At 70.1% G+C, this 25,784-nt stretch carries 20 protein-coding genes and 1 pseudogene; 5 read left to right on the top strand and 16 right to left on the bottom strand.

Going from position 1 to position 25,784, the window contains the following annotated elements; genetic code table 11:
• Positions 1-395 precede the first annotated feature (395 nt).
• The 3 genes from ACFYM6_RS28920 to ACFYM6_RS28930 all read left to right on the top strand — a co-directional run bounded on the left by ACFYM6_RS28920 (position 396) and on the right by ACFYM6_RS28930 (position 6,025).
• Entirely contained in the window at positions 396-2,813 is a 2,418-nt protein-coding gene (locus ACFYM6_RS28920; protein WP_387280561.1) for a PQQ-dependent sugar dehydrogenase, read from the top strand.
• A gap of 17 nt (positions 2,814-2,830) precedes the next feature.
• Entirely contained in the window at positions 2,831-3,982 is a 1,152-nt protein-coding gene (locus tag ACFYM6_RS28925; RefSeq protein WP_387280562.1) for a ThuA domain-containing protein, read from the top strand.
• Between the two features lie 687 nt (positions 3,983-4,669).
• The gene (locus ACFYM6_RS28930; RefSeq protein ID WP_387280564.1) at positions 4,670-6,025 is read left to right on the top strand and encodes an RNA-guided endonuclease InsQ/TnpB family protein; all 1,356 of its coding nucleotides are present in this window, start codon (positions 4,670-4,672) and stop codon (positions 6,023-6,025) included.
• A 113-nt stretch (positions 6,026-6,138) separates the two neighbouring features.
• Here the strand turns inward: ACFYM6_RS28930 and ACFYM6_RS28935 are convergent, their stop codons facing one another.
• From ACFYM6_RS28935 to ACFYM6_RS28960, 6 genes and pseudogenes are all read right to left on the bottom strand, one after another.
• Positions 6,139-6,609 (bottom strand): HAD domain-containing protein, encoded by a 471-nt coding sequence (locus tag ACFYM6_RS28935; RefSeq protein ID WP_387280566.1) that lies wholly within the window; start codon positions 6,607-6,609, stop codon positions 6,139-6,141.
• Positions 6,606-6,938 carry a hypothetical protein gene (locus ACFYM6_RS28940; protein ID WP_387280568.1) on the bottom strand — a complete coding sequence of 111 codons (333 nt, stop codon included), beginning with the start codon at positions 6,936-6,938 and terminating at the stop codon, positions 6,606-6,608. Before ACFYM6_RS28940 ends, ACFYM6_RS28935 begins: the two co-directional genes overlap by 4 nt.
• Before the next feature lie 13 nt (positions 6,939-6,951).
• The gene (locus ACFYM6_RS28945) at positions 6,952-7,893 is read right to left on the bottom strand and encodes a hypothetical protein (RefSeq protein ID WP_387280570.1); all 942 of its coding nucleotides are present in this window, start codon (positions 7,891-7,893) and stop codon (positions 6,952-6,954) included.
• Between the two features lie 252 nt (positions 7,894-8,145).
• On the bottom strand, positions 8,146-9,393 hold the full coding sequence (locus ACFYM6_RS28950) for a DUF6193 family natural product biosynthesis protein (RefSeq protein WP_387280572.1): 1,248 nt from the start codon (positions 9,391-9,393) through the stop codon (positions 8,146-8,148).
• A gap of 11 nt (positions 9,394-9,404) precedes the next feature.
• A complete protein-coding gene (locus ACFYM6_RS28955; RefSeq protein WP_387280574.1) occupies positions 9,405-10,601 on the bottom strand; it encodes a HEAT repeat domain-containing protein in 1,197 nt (398 codons plus the stop codon).
• A gap of 271 nt (positions 10,602-10,872) precedes the next feature.
• Positions 10,873-10,977, bottom strand: a pseudogene (locus tag ACFYM6_RS28960) (DUF885 family protein); the annotation flags it as partial.
• A gap of 155 nt (positions 10,978-11,132) precedes the next feature.
• Between ACFYM6_RS28960 and ACFYM6_RS28965 the strand changes: the two are divergent.
• The gene (locus ACFYM6_RS28965; RefSeq protein WP_387280612.1) at positions 11,133-11,768 is read left to right on the top strand and encodes a helix-turn-helix domain-containing protein; all 636 of its coding nucleotides are present in this window, start codon (positions 11,133-11,135) and stop codon (positions 11,766-11,768) included.
• Positions 11,769-11,850: 82 nt separating this feature from the next.
• Here ACFYM6_RS28965 and ACFYM6_RS28970 read toward each other — a convergent pair whose 3' ends face one another.
• From ACFYM6_RS28970 to ACFYM6_RS28995, 6 genes are read right to left on the bottom strand one after another with little or no spacing between them, the layout of a single operon-like run.
• Positions 11,851-12,978 (bottom strand): alpha/beta hydrolase, encoded by a 1,128-nt coding sequence (locus ACFYM6_RS28970; RefSeq protein ID WP_387280576.1) that lies wholly within the window; start codon positions 12,976-12,978, stop codon positions 11,851-11,853.
• 21 nt (positions 12,979-12,999) lie between these two features.
• Entirely contained in the window at positions 13,000-13,998 is a 999-nt protein-coding gene (locus ACFYM6_RS28975; RefSeq protein ID WP_387280578.1) for an LLM class flavin-dependent oxidoreductase, read from the bottom strand.
• The gene (locus ACFYM6_RS28980) at positions 13,998-14,282 is read right to left on the bottom strand and encodes a TIGR04076 family protein (RefSeq protein ID WP_387280580.1); all 285 of its coding nucleotides are present in this window, start codon (positions 14,280-14,282) and stop codon (positions 13,998-14,000) included. The genes ACFYM6_RS28975 and ACFYM6_RS28980 overlap by 1 nt, the downstream gene beginning before the upstream one ends.
• Positions 14,230-15,327: an NADPH:quinone oxidoreductase family protein gene (locus tag ACFYM6_RS28985; RefSeq protein ID WP_387280582.1), complete on the bottom strand. Its 1,098-nt coding sequence runs from the start codon at positions 15,325-15,327 to the stop codon at positions 14,230-14,232. The genes ACFYM6_RS28980 and ACFYM6_RS28985 overlap by 53 nt, the downstream gene beginning before the upstream one ends.
• Positions 15,324-15,737, bottom strand: a complete 414-nt coding sequence (locus ACFYM6_RS28990; RefSeq protein ID WP_387280584.1) for a nuclear transport factor 2 family protein — start codon at positions 15,735-15,737, stop codon at positions 15,324-15,326. Before ACFYM6_RS28990 ends, ACFYM6_RS28985 begins: the two co-directional genes overlap by 4 nt.
• On the bottom strand, positions 15,734-16,999 hold the full coding sequence (locus tag ACFYM6_RS28995) for an amidohydrolase family protein (protein WP_387280585.1): 1,266 nt from the start codon (positions 16,997-16,999) through the stop codon (positions 15,734-15,736). Before ACFYM6_RS28995 ends, ACFYM6_RS28990 begins: the two co-directional genes overlap by 4 nt.
• A gap of 98 nt (positions 17,000-17,097) precedes the next feature.
• Here ACFYM6_RS28995 and ACFYM6_RS29000 point away from each other — a divergent pair, with 98 nt between their 5' ends.
• Positions 17,098-18,234, top strand: coding sequence for an RNA-guided endonuclease InsQ/TnpB family protein (locus ACFYM6_RS29000; RefSeq protein ID WP_387280587.1), 1,137 nt, complete (start codon positions 17,098-17,100; stop codon positions 18,232-18,234).
• A 122-nt stretch (positions 18,235-18,356) separates the two neighbouring features.
• Here the strand turns inward: ACFYM6_RS29000 and ACFYM6_RS29005 are convergent, their stop codons facing one another.
• The 4 genes from ACFYM6_RS29005 to ACFYM6_RS29020 are packed head-to-tail and all read right to left on the bottom strand — an operon-like array spanning position 18,357 to position 25,783.
• Positions 18,357-20,027 (bottom strand): hydantoinase B/oxoprolinase family protein, encoded by a 1,671-nt coding sequence (locus ACFYM6_RS29005; RefSeq protein ID WP_387280589.1) that lies wholly within the window; start codon positions 20,025-20,027, stop codon positions 18,357-18,359.
• Positions 20,020-21,708 carry a hydantoinase B/oxoprolinase family protein gene (locus tag ACFYM6_RS29010; protein WP_387280591.1) on the bottom strand — a complete coding sequence of 563 codons (1,689 nt, stop codon included), beginning with the start codon at positions 21,706-21,708 and terminating at the stop codon, positions 20,020-20,022. The genes ACFYM6_RS29005 and ACFYM6_RS29010 overlap by 8 nt, the downstream gene beginning before the upstream one ends.
• A complete protein-coding gene (locus ACFYM6_RS29015; protein ID WP_387280592.1) occupies positions 21,705-23,756 on the bottom strand; it encodes a hydantoinase/oxoprolinase family protein in 2,052 nt (683 codons plus the stop codon). The genes ACFYM6_RS29010 and ACFYM6_RS29015 overlap by 4 nt, the downstream gene beginning before the upstream one ends.
• Positions 23,753-25,783 carry a dipeptide ABC transporter ATP-binding protein gene (locus ACFYM6_RS29020; RefSeq protein ID WP_387280614.1) on the bottom strand — a complete coding sequence of 677 codons (2,031 nt, stop codon included), beginning with the start codon at positions 25,781-25,783 and terminating at the stop codon, positions 23,753-23,755. The genes ACFYM6_RS29015 and ACFYM6_RS29020 overlap by 4 nt, the downstream gene beginning before the upstream one ends.
• Position 25,784: the final 1 nt, after the last annotated feature.

Here is a 25,784-nt window from a genome sequence, read left to right on the forward strand (position 1 = left end):
CGCTGACCAACAGCCCATCGCCGTACACGAACTCGAAAGCCGCCGACTCCTGCGTACCCGCATCCTCGGCGGCGTCATCAACGAGTACCGCTATGCCGCTTGACCTGCAGCGACGACTTTCCGAGCCCCACAGCCGCCTTTTGGTCACGGCCGCAAAGTTTCACGCGCAGCATCGATACATCTAGACTGGTCAATCAGAGTCCCCTACTGTGATCGCACGGCCTGAGACCGCTCTCTATACGATCCGTTCGGCGGCGGACGCGTGAAGTGTGCTCGACGACGCAGGTCGACGTCGCGGCATCCTCGGCTGCGGCGCGACGGCGCGCGCCCTGCCTGGCGAACTTGGTCAGGAAGGGGCACTGGTGAAACGACAGCCCATCGTTCGATGGCAGCCAATGGCGGCCGCCCTGCTTCTGGTCGCCCCGGGACTCAGCGTCCTCGCCGCGCCGGCAACCCCGGCCGCGGCGGCGATCAACCCCGCAGACTTCCAGCAGGTCACGCTCGCCAAGGGCGTAGCCGAGACCGGTGAACCCATGGCGCTCGCGGTGCTGCCGGACCGCTCGGTGCTGCACACCGCGCGCAACGGCACGCTGCGCCGCACCGACGCCGCCGGCAACACGTCGGTGATCGCGAACATCCCCGTCTACACGCACGACGAGGAGGGCCTGCAGGGCGTCGCCGCCGACCCGAACTTCGCCAGCAACCGCAACATCTACCTCTACTACGCGCCACCGCTGAGCACCCCGGCCGGCGACGCCCCCGCCAGCGGTACCGCCACCGACTGGGCGACCTGGACCGGGGTCAACCGCCTGTCCCGGTTCACCCTCAACGCCGACTACACGGTCAACATGGCCAGCCAGGTCACCGTCCTGGAGGTGACGACCAGCCGCGGCATCTGCTGCCACGTCGGCGGTGACATCGACTTCGACGCGGCCGGCAACCTGTACCTGTCCACCGGCGACGACACGAACCCGTTCGAGTCGAGCGGGTACTCGCCGATCGACGAGCGCACCAACCGCAACCCCGCCTACGACGCGCAGCGCTCCGCCGGCAACACCAACGACCTGCGCGGCAAGGTCCTACGGATCAAGGTCAACGCCAACGGGACGTACTCGATCCCGGCCGGCAACATGTTCGCGCCGGGCACCGCCAACACCCGGCCCGAGATCTACGCCATGGGCTTTCGCAACCCGTTCCGGATGAGCGTCGACAAGGCCACCGGCATCGTCTACCTCGGCGACTACGGGCCGGACGCGGGCCGGACCGACGCCAACCGGGGCCCGTCCGGTCAGGTCGAGTTCGACCGGATCACCGGGCCGGGCTTTTACGGCTGGCCGTACTGCACCGGCACCAACACCACCACCGAGACGTACAACGAGTGGAACTTCGCGACCAACTCCACCGGCCCGAAGTTCAACTGCACCGGCGGCCCGACCAACAACTCCTTCCGCAACACGGGCCTGACCACGTTGCCGGCGGCCAAGCCCGCCTGGATTCGTTACGCCGGCGACGCCGGCTCCCCGCCCGAGTTCGGCACCGGTTCCGAGTCGCCGATGGGTGGCCCGGTCTACCGGTACGACGCCACGAACCCGTCGACCACGAAGTTCCCCGCCACCCTGGACGGGCAGTACTTCGCCGGCGAATTCGGCCGCGGCTGGATCAAGCCCATCGTGGTCAACGCGGACGGCTCGCCAGGTGTGATCGACAACTTCCCGTGGAACGGCAAGCAGGTCATGGACATGGCCTTCGGCCCCGACGGGTCGCTGTACGTCCTGGACTACGGCACCGGATACTTCAACGGCGACGCCAACTCCGCAGTCTACCGCTACGACTACGTCGGCGCCGCCGGCAACCGCGCCCCGACCGCGGTCGCCAGCGCCGACAAGACATCCGGCGCGGCACCGCTGGCCGTGACGTTCTCGTCGGCGGGCTCCAGCGACCCCGATGGCGGGACGCTGACCTACTCGTGGGCGTTCGGCGACGGCGGCACCTCCACCGCCGCCAACCCATCGCACACGTACACCACCAACGGCAACTATGTCGCCACTCTGACGGTGCGCGACCCGCAGGGCGCCACCGGCACGGCCAGCGTGCCAATCAGCGTCGGCAACACCGCCCCGACGGTCGTCGTCAACAGCCCCACCTCCGGGCAACTGGCCGCCTTCGGCGACAGCGTCCCGTGGAGCGTCACGGTCACCGACCCGGAGGACGGCACGATCGACTGCGCCAAGGTGACCATGGCCTACCTGATCGGGCACGACCAGCACGCCCACCAGATCACCTCGCAGACCGGCTGCTCCGGCACGATCACCATCCCAGTGGACGGCGAGCACGACGACGCGGCGAACATCTTCCCGATCTTCGACGCGTCCTACACCGACAAGGGCGGCCTCACCACCCACGCACAGAACATCCTGGCGCCGAAGCACCGGCAGGCCGAGCACTACAAGACCTCGTCGGGTGTCACCAAGGTCAGCAGGGCCACGGCCGAGGGCGGCATGACCGTCGGCGACATCAACAACGGCGACTGGATCCAGTTCGACCCGTACAAGCTCAACAACGTCACCTCGTTCACCGCCCGGGTGTCGTCCGCCGGGGCTGGCGGCACGCTGCGGTTCCGGACCGGATCACCAACCGGCACGATCATCGGCTCGGCGACGGTCACCCAGACCGGGTCCTGGGACACGTACGTCACGGTGAGCGGCACCGTCAGCGGCGCACCGGCAGGCACCACCTCGCTGTACGTCACGTTCGCTGGCAACGGCAAGCGCGCGCTGTTCGACCTGGACAGCTACACGTTCGTCACTGGTTAGAAGGGAGACCACCGATCATGACGCGTAGACTCGCTCTCTGCCTCGCCATCGTGGTCGCCGCGCTCGGCTTCAACGCCGTGCCGGCCCATGCCGCGCCGGACTTCACCGTGCTCGTCTTCAGCAAGACCGCCGGATTCCGCCACGACTCCATCCCCACCGGCATCCAGACGATCCGCGACCTGGGCACGGCGAACAACTTCGCCGTCGAGGCCACGGAGGACGCCACCCAGTTCAACCCGACGAACCTGGCCCGGTTCAAGGCGGTCATCTGGCTGTCCACCACCGGCGACGTACTCGACGCGACACAGCAGACCGCGTTCGAGAACTACATCCGCGCCGGCGGCGGCTACGTCGGCGTGCACGCGGCGGCCGACACCGAGTACACCTGGGCCTGGTACGGCGACCTCGTCGGGGCGTACTTCGCCAGCCACCCGACAATCCAGGCCGCGACGGTCCGCATCGCCGACACCACCCACCCGTCCACGGTCGGCCTGCCGGTCGCGTGGAACCGCACCGACGAGTGGTACAACTACCGCACCAACCCCCGCCCGCAGGTGCACGTCCTCGCCACGCTCGACGAGTCCACCTACACCGGCGGCACGATGGGCGGCGACCATCCCATCTCGTGGTGCCGGGCCTACGACGGCGGCCGGTCATTCTACACCGGCATGGGCCACACCATCGGCAGCTACGCCGAGGCGAACTACCGCACGCACCTGCTCGGCGGCATCCGCTACGCCGCACAGGGCACCGGTGACTGCACGGTCAGCGCTCCCCCGCCGGACCTGGCGCTGAACCACCCCGCCACGGCGTCCAGCGTGCAGAACGCCTCCTTCCCCGCCTCGAACGCCGTGGACGCCTCCCCCACGACGCAGTGGACAAGCGCGTCGTCCGACCCGCAGTGGATCCGGGTCGACCTCGGCGGCACGTACACCATCAACCGTGTCCTGCTGGTGTGGGGAACCACGTACGGCAAGAACTACCAGATCCAGACCTCGGCCGACGGGAACACCTGGACCACGATCCGGACCATCACCAACGGCAACGGCGGCGAGGACGACAACTTCGCCCTGAACGCCTCGACCAGGTACGTACGCATCTACGGCACGGCCCGCGGCAGCAGGAAGGCCGGCTACTCGCTGTTCACGTTCCAGGTGTACGGGACGTGATTCAACCGTCGGCGGCGTAATCGAACCCGCACTGACAAGAGCGGCGCGGAGGAGATCGCCAGCAGAGGCGGCACCACCGACGAATGGCGGTGCCGCCTCTGCGCTCTCTCGGCCAGTGGCCTGACCTGCAGCTGCAAACTCATCCGGAGCCACGAAACGAGTTGATCATCAATGCCTCAAATATGACCCCGCTGCGTCGACTCGGCCCGGGTGCCCCTGCATTTTGGCGGCGGGCTCGCCGTTGCAGGTGCCGAAAACCTCATCCGTGCTGGTCACAAACTTCTTGATCACCGAGTGGTGAGTGCGGCTCTGCCGCGGGCGCGCTGGGCCCGACGGTGATCGACATTGCGTGCCGCGCGAGGATGATCGATTGTGCTGTTGCGCCTGGCCTACCTCGGTGTGACCAACGCTCTCTCTCGCTGCTACGACTGCTGACGATGAGCGACCGGGACAAGGATGCCGAGATCCTGGCGCTACGCCACCAGGCGATGATCCTCGAACGGCAGCTGCAGGGCAAGAAGGTCCAGTTCACCCCAGCTGACCGGGCATGGCTAGTGCGGTGTTCACTAACGTTCGCCGGGTTGGCCGCTGCGGGAAATTGTCGTACCCGTCGGGTTGGGTGTGGTTGTGCCTCGTCGTCGGGAGCCCGCCGCGCCCAGGGTGGTGTACCGGACTGCTCGTGTTGCGGTGCGGGTGACGTCGGGGCAGCGGCGGCGGTGCTTCGGCCTGCTGCGCTCGGCCGGTGACGTGTGGGCGTGCGTGTTGGAGGTCAACGGGTGGCGACGCCGCCGGCAGGACGCGCCGGTGGTTGGTTATCAGGCGTTGTGTCGGGAGCTGTCCGGGTCGGGTCCGGGCACGTTCGGGGAGTTGGACAGCACGGGTGCCCGGTCGGTGTTGCGCCGGTTTTCCGATGCGTGGTTCGCGGCGGCGAAAGCCCGTAAGGACGGTGACGTGTCGGCGCGGTTTCCGCGGCGTCGGCGGGCGTTGATGCCGGTGCGCTGGTATCACGGCACGTTCACCCTGGACGGGCGGCGGGTGCGTGTCCCGGTGGCCAAGGGCATGCCGCCGTTGTGGATCCGGTTGGCGCGGGAGGTGCCGTATCCGGTCGAGCAGGTCCGGTCGGTCACCCTGCTGTGTGAGGGCGGTCGGCTGTTCCTCGACGTCACGGCCGAGGTCCCCGTGGCGGTGTATCCGCCTGGTGAGGGGCCGGACCCGGACCGGGTTGCGGGGGTCGACCTGGGGATCATCCACCCGTATGCGGTGGCTGGCCCGGACGGTGAGGGCCTGTTGGTGTCGGGGCGGGCGGTCCGCGCCGAGCACCGCATGCATCTCGCGGACACCAAATCCCGCCGCCGCGCCGTTGCCTACAGGGCGCCGAAGCCGGGGCAGAAGGGGTCACGGCGGTGGCGGAAATACCGCCGCCGGGCGCGGCTGGTGGAGGGCCGGCACAAGCGTCGGGTCCGGCAGGCCCAACATGAAGCCGCCCGTACCGTGGTGTCGTGGGCGGTGGAGCAGCGGGTCGGTGTGCTCAGGGTAGGGGACCCGCGCGATGTGTTGGACATCGATGCGGGGCGGCGGCACAACCTGCGGCTGCGGCAGTGGCAGATCGGCCGGCTGATGCAGGTCCTCACCGACAAAGCTGTCCAGGCCGGTATCACTGTCGACCCGGTCAACGAACGCGGTACCTCGTCCACCTGCCCCGCCTGTCTGCGGCGGGTACCGAAACCGCGTGGCCGGACCCTGTCCTGCCCGCACTGTCAGTTCTCCGGGCACCGTGACCTGATCGCGGCGGCCATCATCGCCACCCGCACCCCGGGCGGCGGACCCACCACCCCCACAGCAGCGGTTGTGCTGCCGAAGGTGGTCACGCACCGTCGAGCCGGACGGCATCTACCCGGTGCCGGCCAGTCCCGGCGTGATCCCCGCCGCCCAGCACAAGCGGCGAGAGGATCAGTTGGCCCGCGGAGGCCCGCCCCACCATCAGGTGGGGAGTCGCTCGCCTTAACGGCGAGGATCCACAACGGTGCATCGGAAACCCGGTGAACGTTAGTGGACACCGCACTAGCCGCCCTGCTACACCAGATACCCCACGACGTTGTGCTGATCGTTGGATGCCCTGCCCGCTGTGTCCATTCGGTCATCGGATCGGGGCTGCGTTATTGGTCCACCTCGTTCAGCCATTGCGCGCGGGCTTGGTAGTCCGCGTCGGTGAGGCCGCGGCGTGGGTCTACGCGGTGCAGGAGCGCGGAAGCGTTGTGGTTCGCTGCTACCCACGTCCGGTCGGCGTCGGTGATCTCGTCGTCGACCCAGGCGAAACGGCATCCTGCGGCCCACTCGACGAGGCGGCGCGTTTTCCAGTGCAGCCGGCCGCCGTCGTCGTCTTCGTCTGGCCAGTCGACGACCGGGAGTTGGGGTAGGCCGAGCCGTGGTGCAAGAACCTCGTTTGCCTCGGCCATCCAGGTCGTAGCCCAGACGAGATCACAAGGCAACGCGGCAAGCCAGCGGCCGTGTTCGGTGTCGAGACATGCCAGCAGAGGGTTGGCGTCATCGCCCATCGCGCCTGCGGTGCCGCCGAAGGGCAGAAGCGTCCCGTCCACGTCGAGAAACAGCAGCGGACGATCAGTCACTGCGAGGCGCCGATTCCGTGCTCGGCCAGACGGCGTACGCCCGCCTCGCCGAAGTCCACATCCGGCCAGAGCTGGTGCGCGACCCAGTCCAGCCACTCGCGCGGCGGCTCATCGGCCTGGAAGTAGACAATCCTCTCCCCCTCGTCCATGGGCGCAGACTCCCACCAATGCCACCAAACCATCAGATGCCACTCGCCGTCACCCATGCGCCAGCCGATGCTGAACCGCTCGATCTGCGGGTACGCCCGCCACGGCGGCAGGACCCGCCCATGGGCATCAAGCTGTTCCTGTACGGCAGCATCGAGGAGCTCGCTGGTCCGGTCGTCCAATGTTCGGCGCTCCTCAGCTCAGCTCTATCACGGGCCGGGTCAGGATCTCGTCGGCGCACCCGTCGTCAGATGCGAGCCACTGGCCGAACTCCTTGTCGCGGTAGGCGGTCGCAAGGGTGAGCCAGCCCAGGAAGAATCCGCTGCCTCCACAGGTGGTGCTGCCGCCATCGCCGCCGCACACGATGGTGCGCTCGGTGGTCGTCTCATGCTTGTAGGGATCCTGCCCGATCGCCAAACCCCACAGGTTCTTCTGCCGGTGCGGACCGGTCTTGTAGTCGAACGGGTAACCGTCGTTGGGGCAGTCATCGCCCCAGCGGAACAGGGTTGTCGCACCGGCTCCACACGCCCACTCCCACTCATCCGCAGAGGTCGTCCGCAAGCCGATGCTCGTGAGCCCGGCCATGGCCTCGTCGTAGGAGACGTCCCGGGTCGCTCGGGCCCGCACCACCTGCCCGGTCTGGTCGAACTCCACCGTCAGCCCAGCAGAATGGAATGTGCTCACCCCGCCGAGCCGATCCCCGGTCGACGCGACGAGTTCGAGTACCCGAGGGTCGTCCGGCGCCAGCGGAACCTCGCAGGGGTCGAACGCTTCCACCGCGATCAGCATCGCCGGCATCTCGACGCTGCGTACCGGCGAGGTCATCGCATCGACGTACTCAGCCAGCGGCGGAAGACCGTACTCGCTGGCGCTGTCGGCGTAGCTGGCAGCCTGGTGCGGAACGGGCTGGAATCGGGCCGCGTCGTAGCCGAGAGCCGGCCGGCCGCCGGGTACAAGAGCGAATTTCATCCCGTCACGGTCGAACAGCGCCACCCGGTGCGACCGCCCCACGTACACCGCATTCTTCAGGTCCACCACAGTCAGGTCGTGTCGGTCGGCGATGTCCTGCGCCATCCGGCGGGCAGCGCCGTCAGACAGGTCGTTCCACTGCTCAGAGCTGAGGTCGGCGTACGGCATCGCGCAAGGCTAGAGCCGAAGGCACCGATCGCACAGTAAGCCAGCATCAACACCTGAACCACCAAGCGTGCGAGACGGGACCCGCCGCCCACCCTGACCGCCCTCCACCACCGGCCGCTGCACACCCCCGCCCGGCTGACACGCCACGCCCGCGCACTGGCCCTGAGCCCTGCACCCGGCCACGGTTTCCTCGCGACCCACCGTCCAACTGTCGCCGCCCTGGCCCAGCGCCACGACTGCGACAAGGGCAGATCAGTCCAGCAGGCGCAGACGGACACCGCTCAACGCCTGCACCGCGAGTATCGGGCGGGCCGGATCGCCTTGCGGGGCCAACAGGAAGGGCCCGGTGAGCTGCGTCTTCGACCAGAGTTCGTCGGTGAGCTCAAACAGTGTCCTCAGCCGGTCGGCTCCGTCGGGCAACGCGCGTAGGTCGACGTCGAAGCAGAGCTCGGTGGCAGAGGCCGGATGGAAGGTCAGTACGGACGCCGCAGGGTGCCAGGACATCTGAAGGGTCGCGGGCGGAGCATCGGCGGGTCGAGCGAGCACCGCCGCCGCAGTGGGCAGGGGCCGCTCTACGCCACCCTCGGCGTACCGCCACGGCCACCGCCCGCCACCAACCCAGTCGAACACAGCCTCCCAATGGGCGACCGTGACCCCTTGGAGAAGAAACCGGGGCACATCGCCGCAGGTGTCTCGACCACACCGGCGCGCGGCCTCCTCCCACCACGGATCCGCCGGCGCGGCCGCCGCGGCCCCGGAGACCGCCGGGCCGGTTTCGTCGGACAGACGCCGCACCGCCAACGCGACCGCCTCCTGCGGCGTCGTCATCTCCCCGACCAGGACACCACGCGGCGAGACAACTCGATAGGGCAACTGGCCGCGCGCCGCATGCAAATGCGGCACCCCGCCATGAGAGAAGGGGTACCCGGTACAGGTGGAAAACTGGATCGACCAGTGGCTGGTGTAGACGTACAACTGGCGAAGCCTCGGTTCGTCGTACGCCGCCCGGACCAACTCGCCGAACTCAGGCCAGTCCGCTTGCTCCTCAACGTCGGCGAAAAGCTGATGCCACTGGTACGCCACCACGTGCTCCGGGCCGCGCTCGTGGGCCAGCGCCCGCTCGTTGACCCTGACGAAGGGCGCCAGGCGTCGGATCTCGACCAGCGGCCGACCTGTGCGCCACGCTTGTGCCAGCCGCGCCACCTCGGCCAGGTCATGGGTGCTGCCGGTGAGCAGTTCGACGCCCTGCCCCCACCCGCCCACCGAGAAGTACCGCTCGACGTGACCGACGGAGACACCCAGCGCCTCCCGCTCCGGCACGACGCTGGCCACCCCCGCATACGACTTCGGGTTGCTCTCGTTGGCTGTCACATCGCCAACATCCACGCCGATCTCGGCGGCGGCCCGTCGCAACGCGGCGGCCAGGCTGCCGGCGCGGACGACCTCCGGGTAGAGCCACGCCAGCTCGGGGAACTCCGGCTCCAACAGGTGCCCCTCCATGTCAGTGCAGGTCAGCGTGCGGCGGTATTGGTCAGCCGAGCAAGTTCCATATCGGCAATCCGGCGCACGGTCGGGTCAGGGTCGCTGACATACTGGCGGAGGATGTCGGGGGCGGCGTCGGGCGCGAGGCGGCGTGCCGCAACGGCGACGCGCTGGCGGACCACCGGGTCTGGGTCGTTCGCCAACCCGACCACGAGCGACGCCCAGCGCGAGAGCGCGCTATCGGTGCTGATAAGTCCGCTGATGGTAGCGGCGCGCACCGCCGGCTCGTCGTCTTGCGCCAACGCCGTGAGCTGCTGCGGTATACGCGGATCCGAGTCCACCGCCCTGCCGAGCGCCCGAGCGGCCTGGGCTCGCAGCAGCGGATCCTCATCGCCGGCGATCAACAGCAGCGCGTCGACCGCAGCCGCCCCGCCGACTGAGCCAAGGGCTTCGAGGGCGTTCTCGCGGACGTGCCGATCGGGGTCGTGTCGCAGCCGCAGCAACGCCGGGGTTGCCTCGACCTTGCGGAGCTGGCCGAGTGCGTACGCGACCATGGACCGTACCCGCGGCACGGGGTCCGCGGCGAGGGCGGCGAGTGGCGCAACCGCGTCGGCCCGACCGGTGTAGCCGAGCCTGCTGACCGCCGAGATGCGTACCTGATCGTCGAGGTCACGCAGCGCCATGACGAGCACCTGGAATGCTCGGTCATCGTCAGCAGGGTTGGGAATCGAGCCGATCGCCACGGCCCTGACCTGCGGGTCGACGTTGGCCGCGGCGGCGGCCAGCAGTTCGACATCCTGCGCTTCGACCACGAATCCGAGCGCCCACAGTCCTGCCCGGCGTAGTTCAGGGGTGCCACCAGTGGCCAGGCCCAGCACCGTGCGACGCGCCGCTGCCTTGTTCGTGTGCACAAGGTCGATGATCTCGCCGGTCAAGCTGTCTTGGTCGTCACCGAGATCGCGGGCCGATGCGCGCAGCAGCGCTGGGAGCGCAGCCACGCCCTGGATGCCGGCCAGAATGCCGGCGATGAGGTCCCGACCGTAGAAGTTCCGCTCGTCGAGGAACCGGTCGAGCGCCTCATGTAACCGGGGCACCAAGGTGATGTCCCCGCACGCCGCCAAAGCTGTGAGGGTCGGCGCGATGTCAACGTAGTCGTCCTCAAGCTCCGTCGCATGCCGGACCACGGCCTCCAACGCTCCAGCACTGTCCATCATCCGCGTCACCATGCCACACGCCGCCGTCTATCCCGGCGCACGCTCCTGGAGACGGCGCTGAACACTGCGGTCGAAGCCGCCACCGCCTGCGCTGATGCACACCCTCTAAACCGTCCTAGGACATCGACTGTCAAGGCGGCTGGGCCCCACTGGCACCCCCGACCACGAGCGGCAACCCGTCGAGCCCCTGTTCGGACACAACCCAGTACGAGAGGGACTTGCTCCCGCTCACGATGCTAACCGCAACGGTGATGATGAAGCGCCATCGAACGAGGGCACCATGCGCGGCGCGCCAGCGCTGCCCGTACAGCATGCCCAGCCGTTCGCCGGGATCGCGGCGCAGGCCGATCTCGTCACACAGCCGCTCGGCGTAGTGCGCCCAGCCCTCAAGGTCCCTACCGGTCCGGGATGGCCGCCGCGGAGCTCCGGTCGTCGGCCGACAACCCGGCGGGCGGGGTTGCCGCGCGTGCCCCAAAGTTCGATACCATCGAACAAACGCGGCGGGACCTCCCGCCAACCGCGACAGGAGGCCCCGTGCGGTCGATGGAGAGCCACCCGGTACGGGAGCAGACCCGCCCGGACGGCAGCGTGGCGGACGACACCCCGGCCGGTCAGGTGGGCGCGCGCATCCGGCAGTACCGCAAGGAACGCGGGCTGACGCTGCGTGGCCTGGCCGCCCGCTCCGGCTTGTCGATCGGCTTCCTCTCACAGGTCGAACGAGGCATCTCGTCCATCGGCCTGACCGCGCTCGGCAGCGTCGCGAAAGCTCTGGATTGTTCGGTGGCGGACTTCTTCGATTCCGGCGCCGACTCCTCGCCCGGATCCGTCACCCCGCTTCCCACGCATTTCACGCTCACCAGGGCGGAGACCGCCGCCACCGAGTACGTGTCCGGGCAGCAGACCTACCGGATGCTGTCGGAGCGGGGACCAGACCTGGTCCTTGAGCCGATGCTGGTGCACATCGCGCCCGGCGGTCGCCGGGAGAACGCGTACGGCCACGCTGGCGAGGAGTTCGCCTACGTCATTTCAGGCGAACTGCTCTACGAGGTGAACGGGGTCGAACACCGGCTGCGGCCGGGCGACAGCGTGCATCTTCGCTCCTCGGTGCCGCACCGGATCTACAACGACACCGACTCGGTGACGACCGTGGTGTCGGTGGTGACGCCACGGCTGTTCTGACTGTAAGGCTCGCCTGGTCGGTCCGCACGCGGCTGTTCACGAGCGTGAAACAAGTCGTCCTCGCAGAGTGGCCTCTGGGTTCTCAGCGACCGAAGCGGCGGTCCACGGCAGCCATGGTGGCGCGCCAGATGGCCGAGCCGGGATCGATGACGTCGAAGTGGTTGCCCGGCTGCTCCAGGTAGCTGATGTCGTCTCCCGCCGCGCGGGCGGCCACGGCATATCGGCGGTTGATGTCGACGAGGTCGAGACTGTCGTCGGCTCCTTGCACCACCAGGGTCGGGAGCCCGAGCGGCACCCGAGCGATCGGGTCGCTCGCCGCGTACCGTCGCCATGCCGTCGCGGGTGTCCCGCCGAGGGCTGTGGAGATCGCACCCTCACCGAGTTGCCGCCGTTCGCCCTCGGCCAGGTCGAGGACGCCGGCCAACGACACCGCGAGCGCGACCGCGGAGACGGTTCGCTCCGGACCGACGGTGGCGTCCCGGGTTCCCGCAGCGGAGGCAGCGGCCAGGTCCCCCGCAACCCGCAACGCCAGCTGGCCCCCGGCCGAGTGGCCGAGGACCGCGACGCGCTCCAGGTCCAGCGGTCGGTCATCGGCGACACCGGCGAGCGCCGCGATGCCCGCCGCGACGTCGGTTGTGGTGGCGTCCCAGCCATGTCGGTCCGGGCGCCGGTACTCCAGATTCCACGACGCGTACCCGCTGTCGGCGAGGTCGACGGCGAGGGCGTCCATCAGGTCCGCCGCCCAGACGGACCGCCAAAAACCGCCGTGCAGCAGCACCGCGACCGGAGCCCGATCCTCGCTCGTGCGGGCCGGGAGCCGCAGCTCGCCCCACTGGTCCGGGTGCGGCCCGTAGGCGATGCGGGCGGCCGGCGACCGGAGGCGGTGGACGGCGTGCCGGATCGCCCAGGCCAGGCCCCAGACACCGCGCCCGTGCAGATGGGCGGCACCGGCAACGGGTGACTCGACGGTGAGGTCGTACCACACCACATGTGGGACGGCACCCATGAGGGCACGCACCTCGGGTGTCGGACCGGGCAGCACCACCAGCGGCGAATCTGCTGCCGCAACCAGGGACCGGACGTCGTCGGGTGCGTTGGCGGTCACCAGCCGGCCGGCTACGCCGAGTTCCGCGCACGTGGTGGTGGTGAGTGACTTCAGCACCGCTGTGTCGGCCACCAATCCGGGTCCGACCACGACGACCAGCCGCACCGGCCGCTCCTCTCTCTCGGGCTACCTGCGCAGCAGGGGCAGGACGGCGGAGCCGAGCAGCTCCACGCCGTGTTCGTCGGTCAGCCCGTGCGGTGTGCCGAACTCGACCCGACGGACCCCGGCGTCGATGAGTGCCTGGGCCTGTGCGGCGACCTGGGCCGGGGTGCCGGAGAAGGCGAACCGGTCGAGCACCTCGTCCGGGATCAGCTGGCCCGCCGCCTCGTGGTCACCCGCATCGACCAGCTTGCCGACCTGCTCCACGAGGTCCCTGGGCAGCACGACGGTCGGGTCGAGTTCCGCCACGACCGCGAGATACATGGCGACCTCGGTGCGGGCCTTGGCCCTGGCCGCTTCGCCGTCGTCGTCAACGACCGTCACGGCGCCGAGCACGATACCGATGTCCTCGACGTTCCGCCCAGCCTTGACCGCGCCGGCCCGGACCCGGTCGCGGATGACCGGCACCATGTCGGGATTGGCGCTGCCGCCCACCTTGATCTCGTCCGCGATCCTGCCGGCGAGGGCTGCCCCCTGCGGGCCCCAGGCGCCCACCAGTAGCGGCGGATCCGGCCGCTGCACGGGGTAGCGCAGCGCGGTGCCGGGGGCCAGCGAGAAGACGCGCCCTGCGTAGCCGGCTCGGTCGGCGGACAGCAGGCGGTAGACGACGGCAGCCGCCTCCTCGATCGCGGTCAGCGGCTTCGGTTGGGCCAGTCCCACCGCGCCGAGCCAGGTGCCGCGGGCCAGCCCTAGGTACGCCCGCCCCTGCGACGCCAGATCGAGCGCGGCGACCTGGCCGGCGATCTCGTACGGGGCCAGGGAATAGGGATTGAGGCACGCCGCTCCGAGCCGGACCCGGGTGGTCACCTGAGCCATCTCCAGCAGCGGGAAGATCGGCGGCTGGTACATCAGGTCACCGAAGACAGTCAGCACGTCGAAGCCGTACGACTCCGCGGCGCGGGCCAGCCGGGCGTAGGCGCCGGCGGGTTTGTCGCTCTGCAGCCCGAGCCCGATCTCGACGGCCATCAGGTCAACTCCGAGGAGTTCATCCGCCGCCGGCAGGTCCGTTCCACCTTCATGATCAGTCGCTCCTCCGGATCAGGGCAGGCGAAGTGGGAGTCCTGGGCCAGCCAGTCCCCGGCCGCCAGGTCGCGCTGTTTCGCGGCGAGGAACGGCAGTACCGAGGCGAGCGCGTACACGCAGAAGTGCTTGCCCTCGGGTAGCCGTAGGTGGGCGCTGTTGGTCAGCTCGAACCAGTCACCGACCGCCATGGCGCAGACCGACCGCCCCTCGATGCGGTCCACAGTCACCTTGAGGTCGTAGATCTCCATGTCGCCGTCCGGCGTCTCCGTCATTGCCCCTCCCCCTCCTCGACCCGCGCGACGATCTTGCCGATGGTCCTTCGGTCGCCAGCTCGCTCAGCGCCGCCGGCACGTCGTCCAGCGGCACCACCCTGCTGACCCGCGGCCGGATCGCACCGGACCCGTACAGGTCGAACAGGGCCTGATAGGCCGCCCGCACCGCCGTGGCACGCCGCCACGGGTACTGGGAGCCCCAGGAGAGCCCGATCAGGGTGGCGTTCGCCGCGATCAGCCGACCGGGGTCGACCGGCGCTGGTGGACCGCCGGCGGCGCCGACGGTGACGACCGCGCCCTCGAACGCCAGGCAGCCCAGCGACCGGGCGAGCACATCGCCGCCCACCGGGTCGATGATCACGTCGGCGCCCCGACCGTCGGTAGCCTCCCGCACGGCCGCAACGAAATCCCCGGTCGTGTAGTCGAACGCCACCGCCGCACCTTCGGCGCGGCAGACGGCCGTCTTGCGGGCACCGCCGGCGGTGGCGATGACCCGTGCGCCCCGGGCGACCGCGAGTTGGGTGACCGCGATGCCGACGCCGCCGGCGCCCGCGTGCACCAGCACCGTCTGGCCGGCGGCGACACCTGCCCGCTCCAGGGCGAACCACGCGGTCTGGTACGTGACCGGCAGGGCCGCCGCGATCGTCGGATCCACCGTGGCCGGGCGGGGCACCACCACCGCGGCGTCGACCGTCACCGCGTCGCCGAGTGCGCCACGCGGCAGCGTCGGGCAGGCGATGACCTCCTGACCGAGCAGGTGTTCGGCGCCGACGCCCGCGGCGACGACGCGGCCAGCCGCCTCCACCCCGGGGGTCATCGGCGGGGTCGGCCGCACCGGGTACTCGCCCCGGCAGAGGGACACGTCGAGGAAGTTCAGGCCGACGGTACGGACGGCGAGCTGCACCTCGCCGGGGCCGGGCGGAGGATCGTCCGGCAGGTCGACGACGGACAGGACCTCCTCCGGCTCACCCGTCCGGTCGGCCACCAGCCGGCGCGTCACGTGGCCTCCACCGGGTCGTGCAGCAGCTCGGCGTGGTGGTGCACGATCAGCCACCGGCCGTCGATCCGGCGCAGCACATCGGTGACTCGGGTGAACTGCGGTGCCTGCTCCGCGTGTGCCTGCGCGACCAGCACGTAGCGGGCGACGCCGACCTCACCCCACACGTCGACGCGTTTGTCCCGCGCGGCGAGCACCGCCAGCCGCGGTCGCTGGCTGGCGGCGTCCCGCTGATCGCGGTACGCGTCCAGCTGCTCCCGGGTACGCAGCGGCCCGGGCAGGTGGGTCTCCCAGGTGGTCACCTCGGCATGCAGGTGTGCGTCGAACCGCGGTCGGTCCCCCGCGAGGAAGGCCTCGTACATGTCGTCGATCCCGGCGGCGATGGCCGCCGCGCCGGCCTCCACGAACGTCACCGCGCACCTCCCGCGGCCCGGTCGTCCCGGGCGACATGGCCGCCCTTCATCACCCACCGCACCTTGCGGAACGCCGAGGTGTCAGCGAGCGGGTCGTCGTCCATCGCGATCAGATCGGCCAGCTTGCCCACCTGTACCGTGCCGAGGTCGCTCTCGGCGCCGAGCCACCGGATGGGCCCGAGGGTGCCCGCGTGGATCGCTCGCGCCGGCCCGATCCGCTCCGCCATGTACTCCAGCTCCCGCACCGAGGCGTTGGTGCCCTCGAAATGCCAGAACGGGGGCATGTCGCTGCCGAGCAGCACCTCCACACCGGCGGCGATCGCCATCGCGAAGCTCTCCAGGTGCCGAGGCCCGGCGCCCAGCGAGCGGCACTGCATCCACTCCGGGACCCCGAGCTCGTCGAAGAACTCCTTGCACCGCGTCACCAGCAGCGTCGGCACCAGCGCCGTGCCCCGCTCGGCCATCCGCGCCGCGACCTGCGGAGTGAGCCGGTAGCCGTGCTCCACACAGTCCAGCCCGAGCTCCACCGCGGTGCCGATCACCTCGGCCGGCCCCGCGTGCGCGGTCACCTTGCGCCCCCAGGCGTGCGCCGTTTCCAGCACCGCGGCCAGCTCGTCGGCGAAGAGTTGCGGGGTGTGGATGCCCTCGTGCTCACCGGCGATGCCACCCGAGATCATCACCTTGATCAGGTCCGCGCCGGCCTTGATCTGGCTGCGTACGCCCCGCCGGAAGCCGACCGGCCCGTCACACTCGATGGTGTCGCTGCTCTCGTGGCCGTGCCCGCCGGTGCAGACCAACGCCCGTCCGGCCGTGTAGATGCGGGGGCCCGGCGTGCGTCCGGCGGCGATGGCGCGCCGCAGCGCGAAGTCGGCGTGGTCCTTCTCGGCGACACACCGCACCGTGGTCACCCCGCAGTGCAGCGTCCGCCTTGCCCCGTCGGCCATGTAATAGGCGAGGTCGTGCGGGCCCATCCCCTTCACGTTGTCGCCGCCGCTGCCGGGCAGCGACAGGGAGAAGTGGGTGTGCATGTTGACCAGCCCGGGCGTCAGATGGGCGCCGTCGAGGTCCACCTCGGTCAGCGGGCTGGCGGCCCGCGCCTGGGCCGCCACATCGGCGTACGGGCCGACGGCGGCGATCCGGTCGCCGTGGACCCACACCCCCGCGTCGGCAATGGGCGTCATGCCCTCCACGACGCGGGCGTCGAGCACGGTGCAGTTGCCGAGCAGCAGGCTCGACGGCTCAGGCGCATAGGCGGCGCTCATCGGATTTGCGGCGTGGAAACCCGGCCGTTTACGGCTGGGAGGAAACGCCGCTTCCTCCCTTCCAGTGGGTGTCTTACGTGGACGGTAAAATGTGAGGCGTGGGTGACGTGGTGAAGCGGGCTTACAAGTACCGCTTCTACCCGTCGCCGGAACAGGCTGAGCTGTTGAACCGCACCTTCGGGTGCGTGCGTCTGGTGTACAACCGGGCGCTGGAAGCCCGCACCCGAGCGTGGGCGGTGGACCGTAAGCGCACCACGTACGGGCAGTCCTCGGGGTGGCTGACGGAGTGGAAACGCACGCAGGAGTTGGCGTTTCTGAACGAGGTGTCGTCGGTTCCTCTTCAGCAGACGCTGCGGCATTTGCAGGCCGGGTTTATGGCTTTCTGGGACCAGCGGTCCCGGTACCCTCGGTTCAAGTCCAAGCGCAGGTCGCGGCCGTCGGCAGAGTTCACGCGTTCCGCGTTCCGGTGGCGTGACGGTCAGCTCACTCTGGCCAAGATGACCACGCCGCTGGACATCGTGTGGTCCCGGCCCCTGCCCGAAGGGGCGGAACCCTCCACGGTCACGGTGTCCCGGGACGCCGCCGGCCGCTGGTTCGTGTCCCTGCTGGTAGAGGACCCGACCGTGGCGCCGCTGACGCCCGTCGCGGTCGAGGTGGGTGTGGACGCGGGCATCACCAGCCTGCTCACCCTGTCCCACCCTCTTGCCGGGGTGAGCGACGAGCACGGCAAGGTGGCCAACCCGCGGTACGGGCAGGCCGACCGGCGCAAGCTCGCCAAGGCCCAGCGGAACCTGGCCCGCAAACAGAAGGGCTCCGCGAACCGGGCGAAAGCCCGGCTCACGGTGGCCCGCATCCACGCCCGGATCGCCGATCGGCGTCGGGACCATCTGCACAAGCTGACCACTCGACTCGTCCGTGAGACTCAAACGGTCGCGATCGAAGACCTCAGCGTGCGGAACATGCTCCGCAACCGCCGCCTGGCCCGCGTCATCTCCGACGCGGCCTGGGGTCAGTTCCGCAGCATGCTGGAGTACAAAGCCCAGTGGTACGGGCGCGAGGTGATTCCCGTCAACCGGTGGTACCCGTCGTCCAAGACCTGCTCGACGTGCGGACGGATCAACACCACCCTCGCCCTCAACGAGCGCACCTGGACGTGCCCGGGTTACGCAACCGAGCACGACCGGGACATCAACGCTGCTAAGAACATCCTCGCCGCCGGGCTGGCGGAGAGGTAAAACGCCTGCGGAGCTGATGTAAGACCTCAAGGGAAAATCCTCCCGGCAAGGCAGTCGGCGATGAAACAGGAAACCCCACGGGCGACCGTGGGAATCCCGGCCCCTTCAGGGCCGGGAGGATGTCAAGCGATCACTCCATACAGCTCGCGGGCGGCCTGCGCGGAGACGTACCCTTCGGCGACGTCCCGGCGTACCGCCTCGGGGTCGCGGGTACGCGGGTCGCCGTGCCCGCCACCACCGGCGGTCAGCAGCGTCACCCGGTCACCGACCCGCACCGGCGTCCGTCGGGTGCTGACCCTCTGCTCACGATCCGTGCCCGGGAATACGATCACCTGGTTCGGGTCGGGCCGCAGCCCACCGGCCAGAGCCCACGGCGCGCTCTTCGTCTTCTTGATCACCGACAGGAACTCCCCCGACGTCACGAAACGAATGTCCCGCCGCAGCCCACAACCACCACGGAACCGGCCGGCACCACCCGAATCCGTACGAATCTCCACCCGCTCGAAGAACATCCCCGTCCTGGCCTCCAGCACCTCGACGGGGGTGTTGCGGGCCTGGGTCTGGCACAGGTGGTTGGCCGGACCGATGCCGTCGTGGTGGGGTGTGCCGCCCCAGCCGACCGGGTCGTTGTTGCTGACCGCGAACATCTGACCGGTGTCCGGGTGCAGACCCACCATCATGAACCCCGGCACGTCACCACCGCTGGAGGCCGGCAACCGCTCCGGCATCCCCTGCGCGAGGGCTTGGTAGATCAGTTCCAGGGCGACGGTGCCGGTCCACTGGGTGAACGTCGCCGCGGGGTACCGGGCATGGAACAGCGACCCGGGTTCGGTGCGTACCCGAAGCGGGGCGAAGTGCCCGGCGTTGGTCTGTTGGGTGGGGGTGGTGACTGCCTTGAACGCGACCCGGCAGGTGGCGATGGTCGCCCCGAGCGGCAGGTTGACCGGCCCCGGCACCGCCGGGGACGAGCCGGTGAAGTCGACGGTGAAGGTGCCGCCGGCGATGGTGACGGTGGCCCGCATGCGGATGGGGTCGCCGGTGACGCCGTCGTCGTCGAGCCAGTCCTCGGCGGTCCAGCTGCCCTGCGGCAGTCCGGCCACCGCCTCGTGGGCGGAGTCGGCGGCAGCCGCGATGACACGTTCGACGACCGCGTCCACTACGGCCGGCCCGTACTGCCGGTACACCTCGATCACCCGGCGCTCACCGGTACGCAGCGCGGCGATCTGGGCGTTCAGGTCGCCGAGCACGAGTTCCGGCATGCGCGAGTTGAAGCGGATCAGCTCGTGGATTTCGCGTACCGGCTTCCCGCGGGCGTACACCTTCGTGCCGGGGAAGATGATCCCCTCCTGGTGCATGTCGGTGGAGTCGAGCACGTAGCCGGGGTCCTTGGCGCCCAGGTCCATCCAGTGCGCCCGGATGCACAGGAAGCCGATCAGTTCCTCGCCGCCGGGCAGGAAGACCGGCGCGAACAGCGTCGCGTCGTAGCTGTGCGCGGCGTTCCAGTACGGGTAGTTCAGCAGCACCACGTCGCCGGGGTGCAGATTCTCCCGCCCGACGTACTCGACCCCGCGCTCGATCGAGTAGTCGTTGGCGCCGAGGAATCGGGACAGCCCGGTCGACTCCGCGACCAGCCGCAACTGCCGGTCGTAGATGGAGATACCGAAGTCGTACACCTCGTAGATGACCGGGTTGAAGGCGGTGCGTACCAGCGCGGCGCGCATCTCCTCGGCCGCCGAGACGAGGTGGCTGTGCACCACCTCGACGGTGGCCCCGTCGACGGTCGGCTCAGTCATCGACGTCCACTCCATACAGCTCGCGGGCGGCCTGCGCGGAGACGTACCCTTCGGCGACGTCCCGGCGTACCGCGTCGGGGTCGCGGGTACGCGGGTCGCCGTGCCCGCCACCACCGGCGGTCAGCAGGGTCACCCGGTCACCGACCCGCACCGGCGTCCGTCGGGTGCTGACCCTCTGCTCACGGTCGGTGCCCGGGAATACGATCACCTGGTTCGGGTCGGGCCGCAGCCCACCGGCCAGAGCCCACGGCGCGCTCTTCGTCTTCTTGATCACCGACAGGAACTCCCCCGACGTCACGAAACGAATGTCCCGCCGCAGCCCACAACCACCACGGAACCGGCCGGCACCACCCGAATCCGTACGAATCTCCACCCGCTCGAAGAACATCCCCGTCCTGGCCTCGAGCACCTCGATTGGGGTGCCCCGGCCGGTGCTGCCGGAGACGTGGGTGGCGGCGTCCATCCCGTCGTGGTGCGGTGCGCCGCCCCAGCCGACCAGGTCGTTGTTGCTGACCGCGAACATCTGACCGGTGTCCGGGTGCAGACCCACCATCATGAACCCCGGCACGTCACCACCGCTGGAGGCCGGCAACCGCTCCGGCATCCCCTGCGCGAGGGCCTTGAGGATCAGCTCCACGGCGACGATGCCCGTCCAGAGCGTAAAGGTGGGCTGCGGATAGACCGCGTGGAACAAGGTGCCCGGCTCGGCCCGCACCTCCAGCGGCGCGACCGTGCCGGCGTTCGACGGGTCGTCGGGTGAGGTCAGCGATTTGAGGATGACCTTGCAGATCGCCTCGGTCGCACCGAACGGCATGTTGATCGGGCCGCGGGTGGCCGGCGCCGAGCCGGCGAAGTCCACCACGAACCGGCCCTCGGCGACGGTGACGGTGACCCGCATCTTCACCGGGTCGTCGGTGATGCCGTCGTCGTCCAGCCAGTCCTCCGCGGTCCAGGTGCCCTGCGGCAGGGCCGCCAGCGCGGTGCGGGTCCGTGCCTCGCCGTCGGCGATGATGCGGTCGATGGCCGAGTCCACCGTCGCGCGCCCGAACTTCGCGACGATCTCCAGCAGCCGGCGTTCGCCTGTACGCAGCGCGGCGATCTGCGCGTGCAGGTCGCCGAGCACCGCGTCGGGCATCCGCGAGTTGAAGCGGATCAGCTCGTGGATCTCGTGCACCGGCTCGCCGCGCGAGACGACCTTGGTACCCGGGAAGATCAGGCCTTCCTGGTGCATGTCGGTGGAGTCGAGCACGTAGCCCGGGTCCTTGGCGCCCAGATCCATCCAGTGCGCCCGCACGCAGAGAAAACCGAGCAGGTCGCCGTCGGCGTCGACGTCGGACGGGTCCGGGCGAAAGACCGGCGCGAACAGCGTCGCGTCGTAGGCGTGCGCGGCGTTCCAGTACGGGTAGTTCAGCAGCACCACGTCGCCGCGGTGCAGGTTCTCCCGGCCCACGTACTCCACGCCCTTGCGCAGGGAGTAGTCGTTGGCGCCGAGGAAGAACGTCAGCCCGGTGGCCTCGGCGACCAGCCGCAGGTCGGCGTCGTAGATCGACAGGCCGAAGTCGTGCACCTCGTAGATGACCGGGTTGAACGAGGTACGGATGAGAGTGGCCCGCATCTCTTCCGCCGCCGAGAGCAGGTAGCTGCGGACGACCTCGACCTGGGCACCGTCCAACGTGGTCATGCGGCTTTCTCCAGGGTCACGAGCAGGTATCCGTGGTCGTCGACGGTGATCCGCTGACCGCTGGGCACCACGGTGGTGGAGGTGCCCTCGTCAACCAGCGCCGGCCCGTCGAACGTGTCGCCCGGTTCCAGCGCGGCCCGGTCGTACACCGCGAACGGCACGACCGCGCGCTGCCCGAAGTCGTAGGCGTCGCGGTGGGCCAGCAGCGCGTGCGCCGGGTCACCGTCGCCACGCGGACGGGTGCCGAGCTCCGGCCGGGCGGTCCGGCCGATGCCGCGCACCCGGAGGTTGAGGATCTGCAGCGGGTTGCCCATTGTGTGGCCGTACCGGCCGCGATGCAGGGCGTCGAAGGCGGTTCGGACCGCGTCGCGGTCCAGCCCGCCACCGACCGTGACCATCAGGCTGTGCTCCTGGCCCAGGTAGCGCAGCTCGAACTGCCGCTCCAGCACGGCCTGGTCCGCCGGTACGCCCTGCGCCACCAGCGACGCCACCGCTTCGGCCTCGACCGCCTTGAAGACCTGCTCCAGCGCGGCCAGGTCCGCGTCGTCCAGAATGGTCATCACGGTACGGCTGAAGTCGTTGACGATGTCCGCAGACAGCATGCCCCATGCAGAGAACCCGGACGGCGCGAAGGGCACGATCACCTCACCGATGCCCATCTCGCGGGCCAGCAGCGGCGCCAGCAGCGGCCCCGCCCCGCCGAAGGCGAGCAGGGAGAACTGCCGCGGGTCGTGGCCCCGCTCGACGGTGATCTGCCGGACCGCGCCGACCGTCCTGGCCAGCAGCACGTCGAAGACCCCGGCCGCGGCGCCCTCCACGCTCAGGCCGAGCGGCCCGGCCAACTGCTCCTGGATCGCCGCGCGCGCCGCCGCGTCCTGCAGCCCCATCGTGCCGGCGAGGAAACGGTCGGGGTCGACGTAGCCGAGCACGACCGCCGCGTCGGTGACGGTCGGTTCCGTGCCGCCTCGGCCATAGCAGACCGGCCCCGGATCGGCCCCGGCGCTCTGCGGGCCGACCTTGAGCAGACCCCGGTCCAGCCAGGCGATCGACCCGCCGCCGGCGCCGATGGTGCGGATGTCGTACGTGGGGATCAGCAGCGGGAAGTGCTCCAGCTGGGCCTGGTACGCGGCAACCGGGTTGCCGCGCTCGATGACGCAGGCGTCCAGCGAGGTCCCGCCGATGTCGAAGGTGAGCATGTTGTCGCGACCCAACTCGGCCGCCAGGTAGGCGGCGCCCACGATGCCGCCGGCCGGACCCGACAGCACGGTGTGGGTGGGCGAGGTCTTCGCCACCGCGCTGGTCATCGAACCACCGCCGGAGCGCATGATCAGGAACCGGCCGCCGAACCCCCGCTCGGCCAGTCCGGCCTCCAGCTCGTCGACATACCGCTCGAAGATCGGCCGGATGTAGGCCTCCAGCACCGTCGTGCTGGTCCGCTCGTACTCGCGGTACTCGCGCACGATGTCGGTCGACAGCGAGAGGCTGACGTCGGGGAACTCCTCCCGGATCAGCCGCGCGGCCTCCCGCTCGTGGCTCGGGTCGAGGAAGGAGTGCAGGAAACAGATGGCAATCGAGGTGACCTGCTGGTCCACGACGAGGGCGCGGGCGGCGGCGCGGACGCTGTCCGGGTCCAGGTCCTCCACCACCCGGCCCCGGTAGTCGAGCCGGCCCCGCACGCCGGCGGTGAAGCGGCGCTGGACCAGGCTCTCCGGCCGCTCGTACTGGAAGTCGTACATGTGGTCGGCGGGCACGTTGCCCCGGCCGATGAGGAAGATGTCCCGAAACCCCTCGTTGGTGATGATGCCGGTGCGACCGCCGCGCCGTTCCAGCACCGCGTTCAGCCCGAGGGTGGTGCCGTGGATGAACAGCTCCACCTCGGACAGATCGGTGCCGAGCGCGGCGATCGCGGCGAGCACGCCATCGGCCGGCCGGGCCGGGGTGGTGGACGCCTTGCGGAAGCGGACCCGGTTCGTGCGGGTGTCGAGTTCCATGGCGTCGACGAACGTGCCACCGATGTCGACGGCCAGCCGGATGGGGCGACTTGTCATGGGGTGGTGGCCTGCTTTCCGGTCAGGGCGGCAAGCTCCGGCACCCGCCAGCAGGCGGCCCGGCTTGCGCCATACGGCTGAAGGTGTTGCTGCTGCGTGCGGCAGGTGTCGGTGACGAACGGACACCTGGCGGCGAGCGGGCACCCGGTGGTCGCGTCGGCCTCCTCGAGGTCCTTGACCAGCTCCACCGCGTCGCCGCCGGCCCCAGTGCCGCCGCCCAGGCGGGGTGCGCTGGCCAGCAGCGCCCTGGTGTACGGGTGCCGGGGGTGGTCGAAGACCACGTCGACCGGCCCCTCCTCCACGATGCGCCCGAGGTAGAGCACCACGACCCGGTCGGCGAATCCGCGCACCGTGGCCAGGTCGTGGGAGATGAACACCGCGGCGCGGTCCTTGTCGGCGGTCACCTCGCTGATCACGGTGAGGATCTGCGCCTGCACGGTGACGTCGAGGGCCGAGGTCGGCTCGTCGAAGACGATCAGGTCCGGCTCACCGACCAGCGCCCGGGCGATCCCGACCCGCTGCGCCTGACCGCCGGACAGCTCGTGCGGATATCGCTGCAGGATCGAGCGGTCGAGTTCCATCCGGTCCAGTACCGCGGCGACCCGGGCGGCCCGCTCCGCGGCGGAGAGGCCGGCGGCTCGCAGGGGCTCCGCGATCGAGTCCGCGACCGTGCGGCGCGGGCTGAGCGAGCCGATCGGGTCCTGGAACACGAGTTGGGCCCGCGTCCGCGCCTGCCGTAGCGCCCGCCCGCGCAGGTGGGCCCGACCGGGCTGTCTGACCAGGCTGTGCCCGGCGACGGTGACGGCGCCGGATGTGGGCGAGACCAAACCCATGACGAGCTTGGCGAGGGTGCTCTTGCCGCAGCCGCTCTCGCCCACCACTCCGAGGGTTTCGCCGGCCGCAACCCGCAGGCTCACCCCGCGCAACGCGTGATGCCCGCCGGACCCGAACCGGCTGCGGTAGACCACGTGCGCGTCGTCGATCTCCAACACGGTCGACTTCGCCTCCGGGCCCACCGCGGGATCGGCAGCCGGGATCGCCCGGACGTGCTCGGGCTCCGCGCCGATCGGCCCGGCCTGCGGGTGGAAGCAGGCCAGCGACCATCCATCCGGGCCGCCGGCGAGCGGCTCGGTGGTGGGACGCCGGGCGGCACAGGTGTCGTCGGCGTGCCCGCAACGGGCGACGAACGGGCAATTCTGCGGTGCGCGGGTCAGCAGGGGCATGGCGCCGGCGGTGGCGACGACCGGTCGGCCGCCGACGTCGGGCACCGAGCGCAGCAAGGCGCGGGTGTACGGGTGCGCCGGTTCGCGCAGCACCTGGGCGGTCGGTCCGCTCTCCACCACCGTTCCGGCGTAGAGCACCACCACTCGGTCGCAGACCTCGGCGATGGAGGCCAGGTCGTGGGAGATGAGCAACACGCCCCGGCCGTCGGTGTCCGCGGCGTGCCGGAACTGCCGCAGGATCTCCCGGGTCAGCGTCACGTCGAGGCCGGTGGTCGGCTCGTCGGCGATCAGCAGGCCGGGGGCGCAGCCGGTGGCCAGCGAAATCATCACCCGCTGGGCCATACCGCCGGACAGCTCGTGGGGGTAGGCGTCGAGCCGCCGCTGCGGGCTGCGGATGCCGACCGCCTCGAACAGTTCCCGGGCCGCTTCGCGGGCCCGATCAACGGGCATGTTCTGATGGGTGACGAGCCGGTCGACGAGCTGCCGGCCGACGGTGCGGGTCGGGCTGAGCGCCCCGCGCGGGTTCTGGAAACAGATCGCCACGCCCCGGCCGCGGTGGGCGGCAAGCGCGACCTCGTCCATTCCCAGCACGTCCGCGTCGTCGAAGACGACTCGCCCGGTGGCGTGTGAACCGTCGGGAAGCAGACCGACGATGGCGCGGGCCACCATGCTCTTGCCACCGCCGCTCTCCCCCACCAGGCCGACGACCTCGCCGGGGCGTACGGCGACGGTGATGTCGTTGAGCGCGGCCACCTGGCGGCCGGGCCGGCGGATCACGACGGAGAGGTTCTCGATCGACAGCATG

It is taken from the genome of Micromonospora sp. NPDC006431 (assembly GCF_042870725.1).
Classification (GTDB): Bacteria; Actinomycetota; Actinomycetes; order Mycobacteriales; family Micromonosporaceae; genus Micromonospora.

Bases quoted from the DNA above. Each gene is read 5' to 3' on its own strand.
- ACFYM6_RS28920 (WP_387280561.1), top strand. From the start codon at position 396: ATGGCGGCCGCCCTGCTTCTGGTCGCCCCGGGACTCAGCGTCCTCGCC.
- ACFYM6_RS28925 (WP_387280562.1), top strand. From the start codon at position 2,831: ATGACGCGTAGACTCGCTCTCTGCCTCGCCATCGTGGTCGCCGCGCTC.
- ACFYM6_RS28945 (WP_387280570.1), bottom strand. From the start codon at position 7,893: ATGCCGTACGCCGACCTCAGCTCTGAGCAGTGGAACGACCTGTCTGAC.
- ACFYM6_RS28950 (WP_387280572.1), bottom strand. From the start codon at position 9,393: ATGGAGGGGCACCTGTTGGAGCCGGAGTTCCCCGAGCTGGCGTGGCTC.
- ACFYM6_RS28955 (WP_387280574.1), bottom strand. From the start codon at position 10,601: ATGGTGACGCGGATGATGGACAGTGCTGGAGCGTTGGAGGCCGTGGTC.
- ACFYM6_RS28965 (WP_387280612.1), top strand. From the start codon at position 11,133: ATGGAGAGCCACCCGGTACGGGAGCAGACCCGCCCGGACGGCAGCGTG.
- ACFYM6_RS28975 (WP_387280578.1), bottom strand. From the start codon at position 13,998: ATGGCCGTCGAGATCGGGCTCGGGCTGCAGAGCGACAAACCCGCCGGC.
- ACFYM6_RS28995 (WP_387280585.1), bottom strand. From the start codon at position 16,999: ATGAGCGCCGCCTATGCGCCTGAGCCGTCGAGCCTGCTGCTCGGCAAC.
- ACFYM6_RS29005 (WP_387280589.1), bottom strand. From the start codon at position 20,027: ATGACTGAGCCGACCGTCGACGGGGCCACCGTCGAGGTGGTGCACAGC.
- ACFYM6_RS29010 (WP_387280591.1), bottom strand. From the start codon at position 21,708: ATGACCACGTTGGACGGTGCCCAGGTCGAGGTCGTCCGCAGCTACCTG.
- ACFYM6_RS29015 (WP_387280592.1), bottom strand. From the start codon at position 23,756: ATGACAAGTCGCCCCATCCGGCTGGCCGTCGACATCGGTGGCACGTTC.
- ACFYM6_RS29020 (WP_387280614.1), bottom strand. From the start codon at position 25,783: ATGCTGTCGATCGAGAACCTCTCCGTCGTGATCCGCCGGCCCGGCCGC.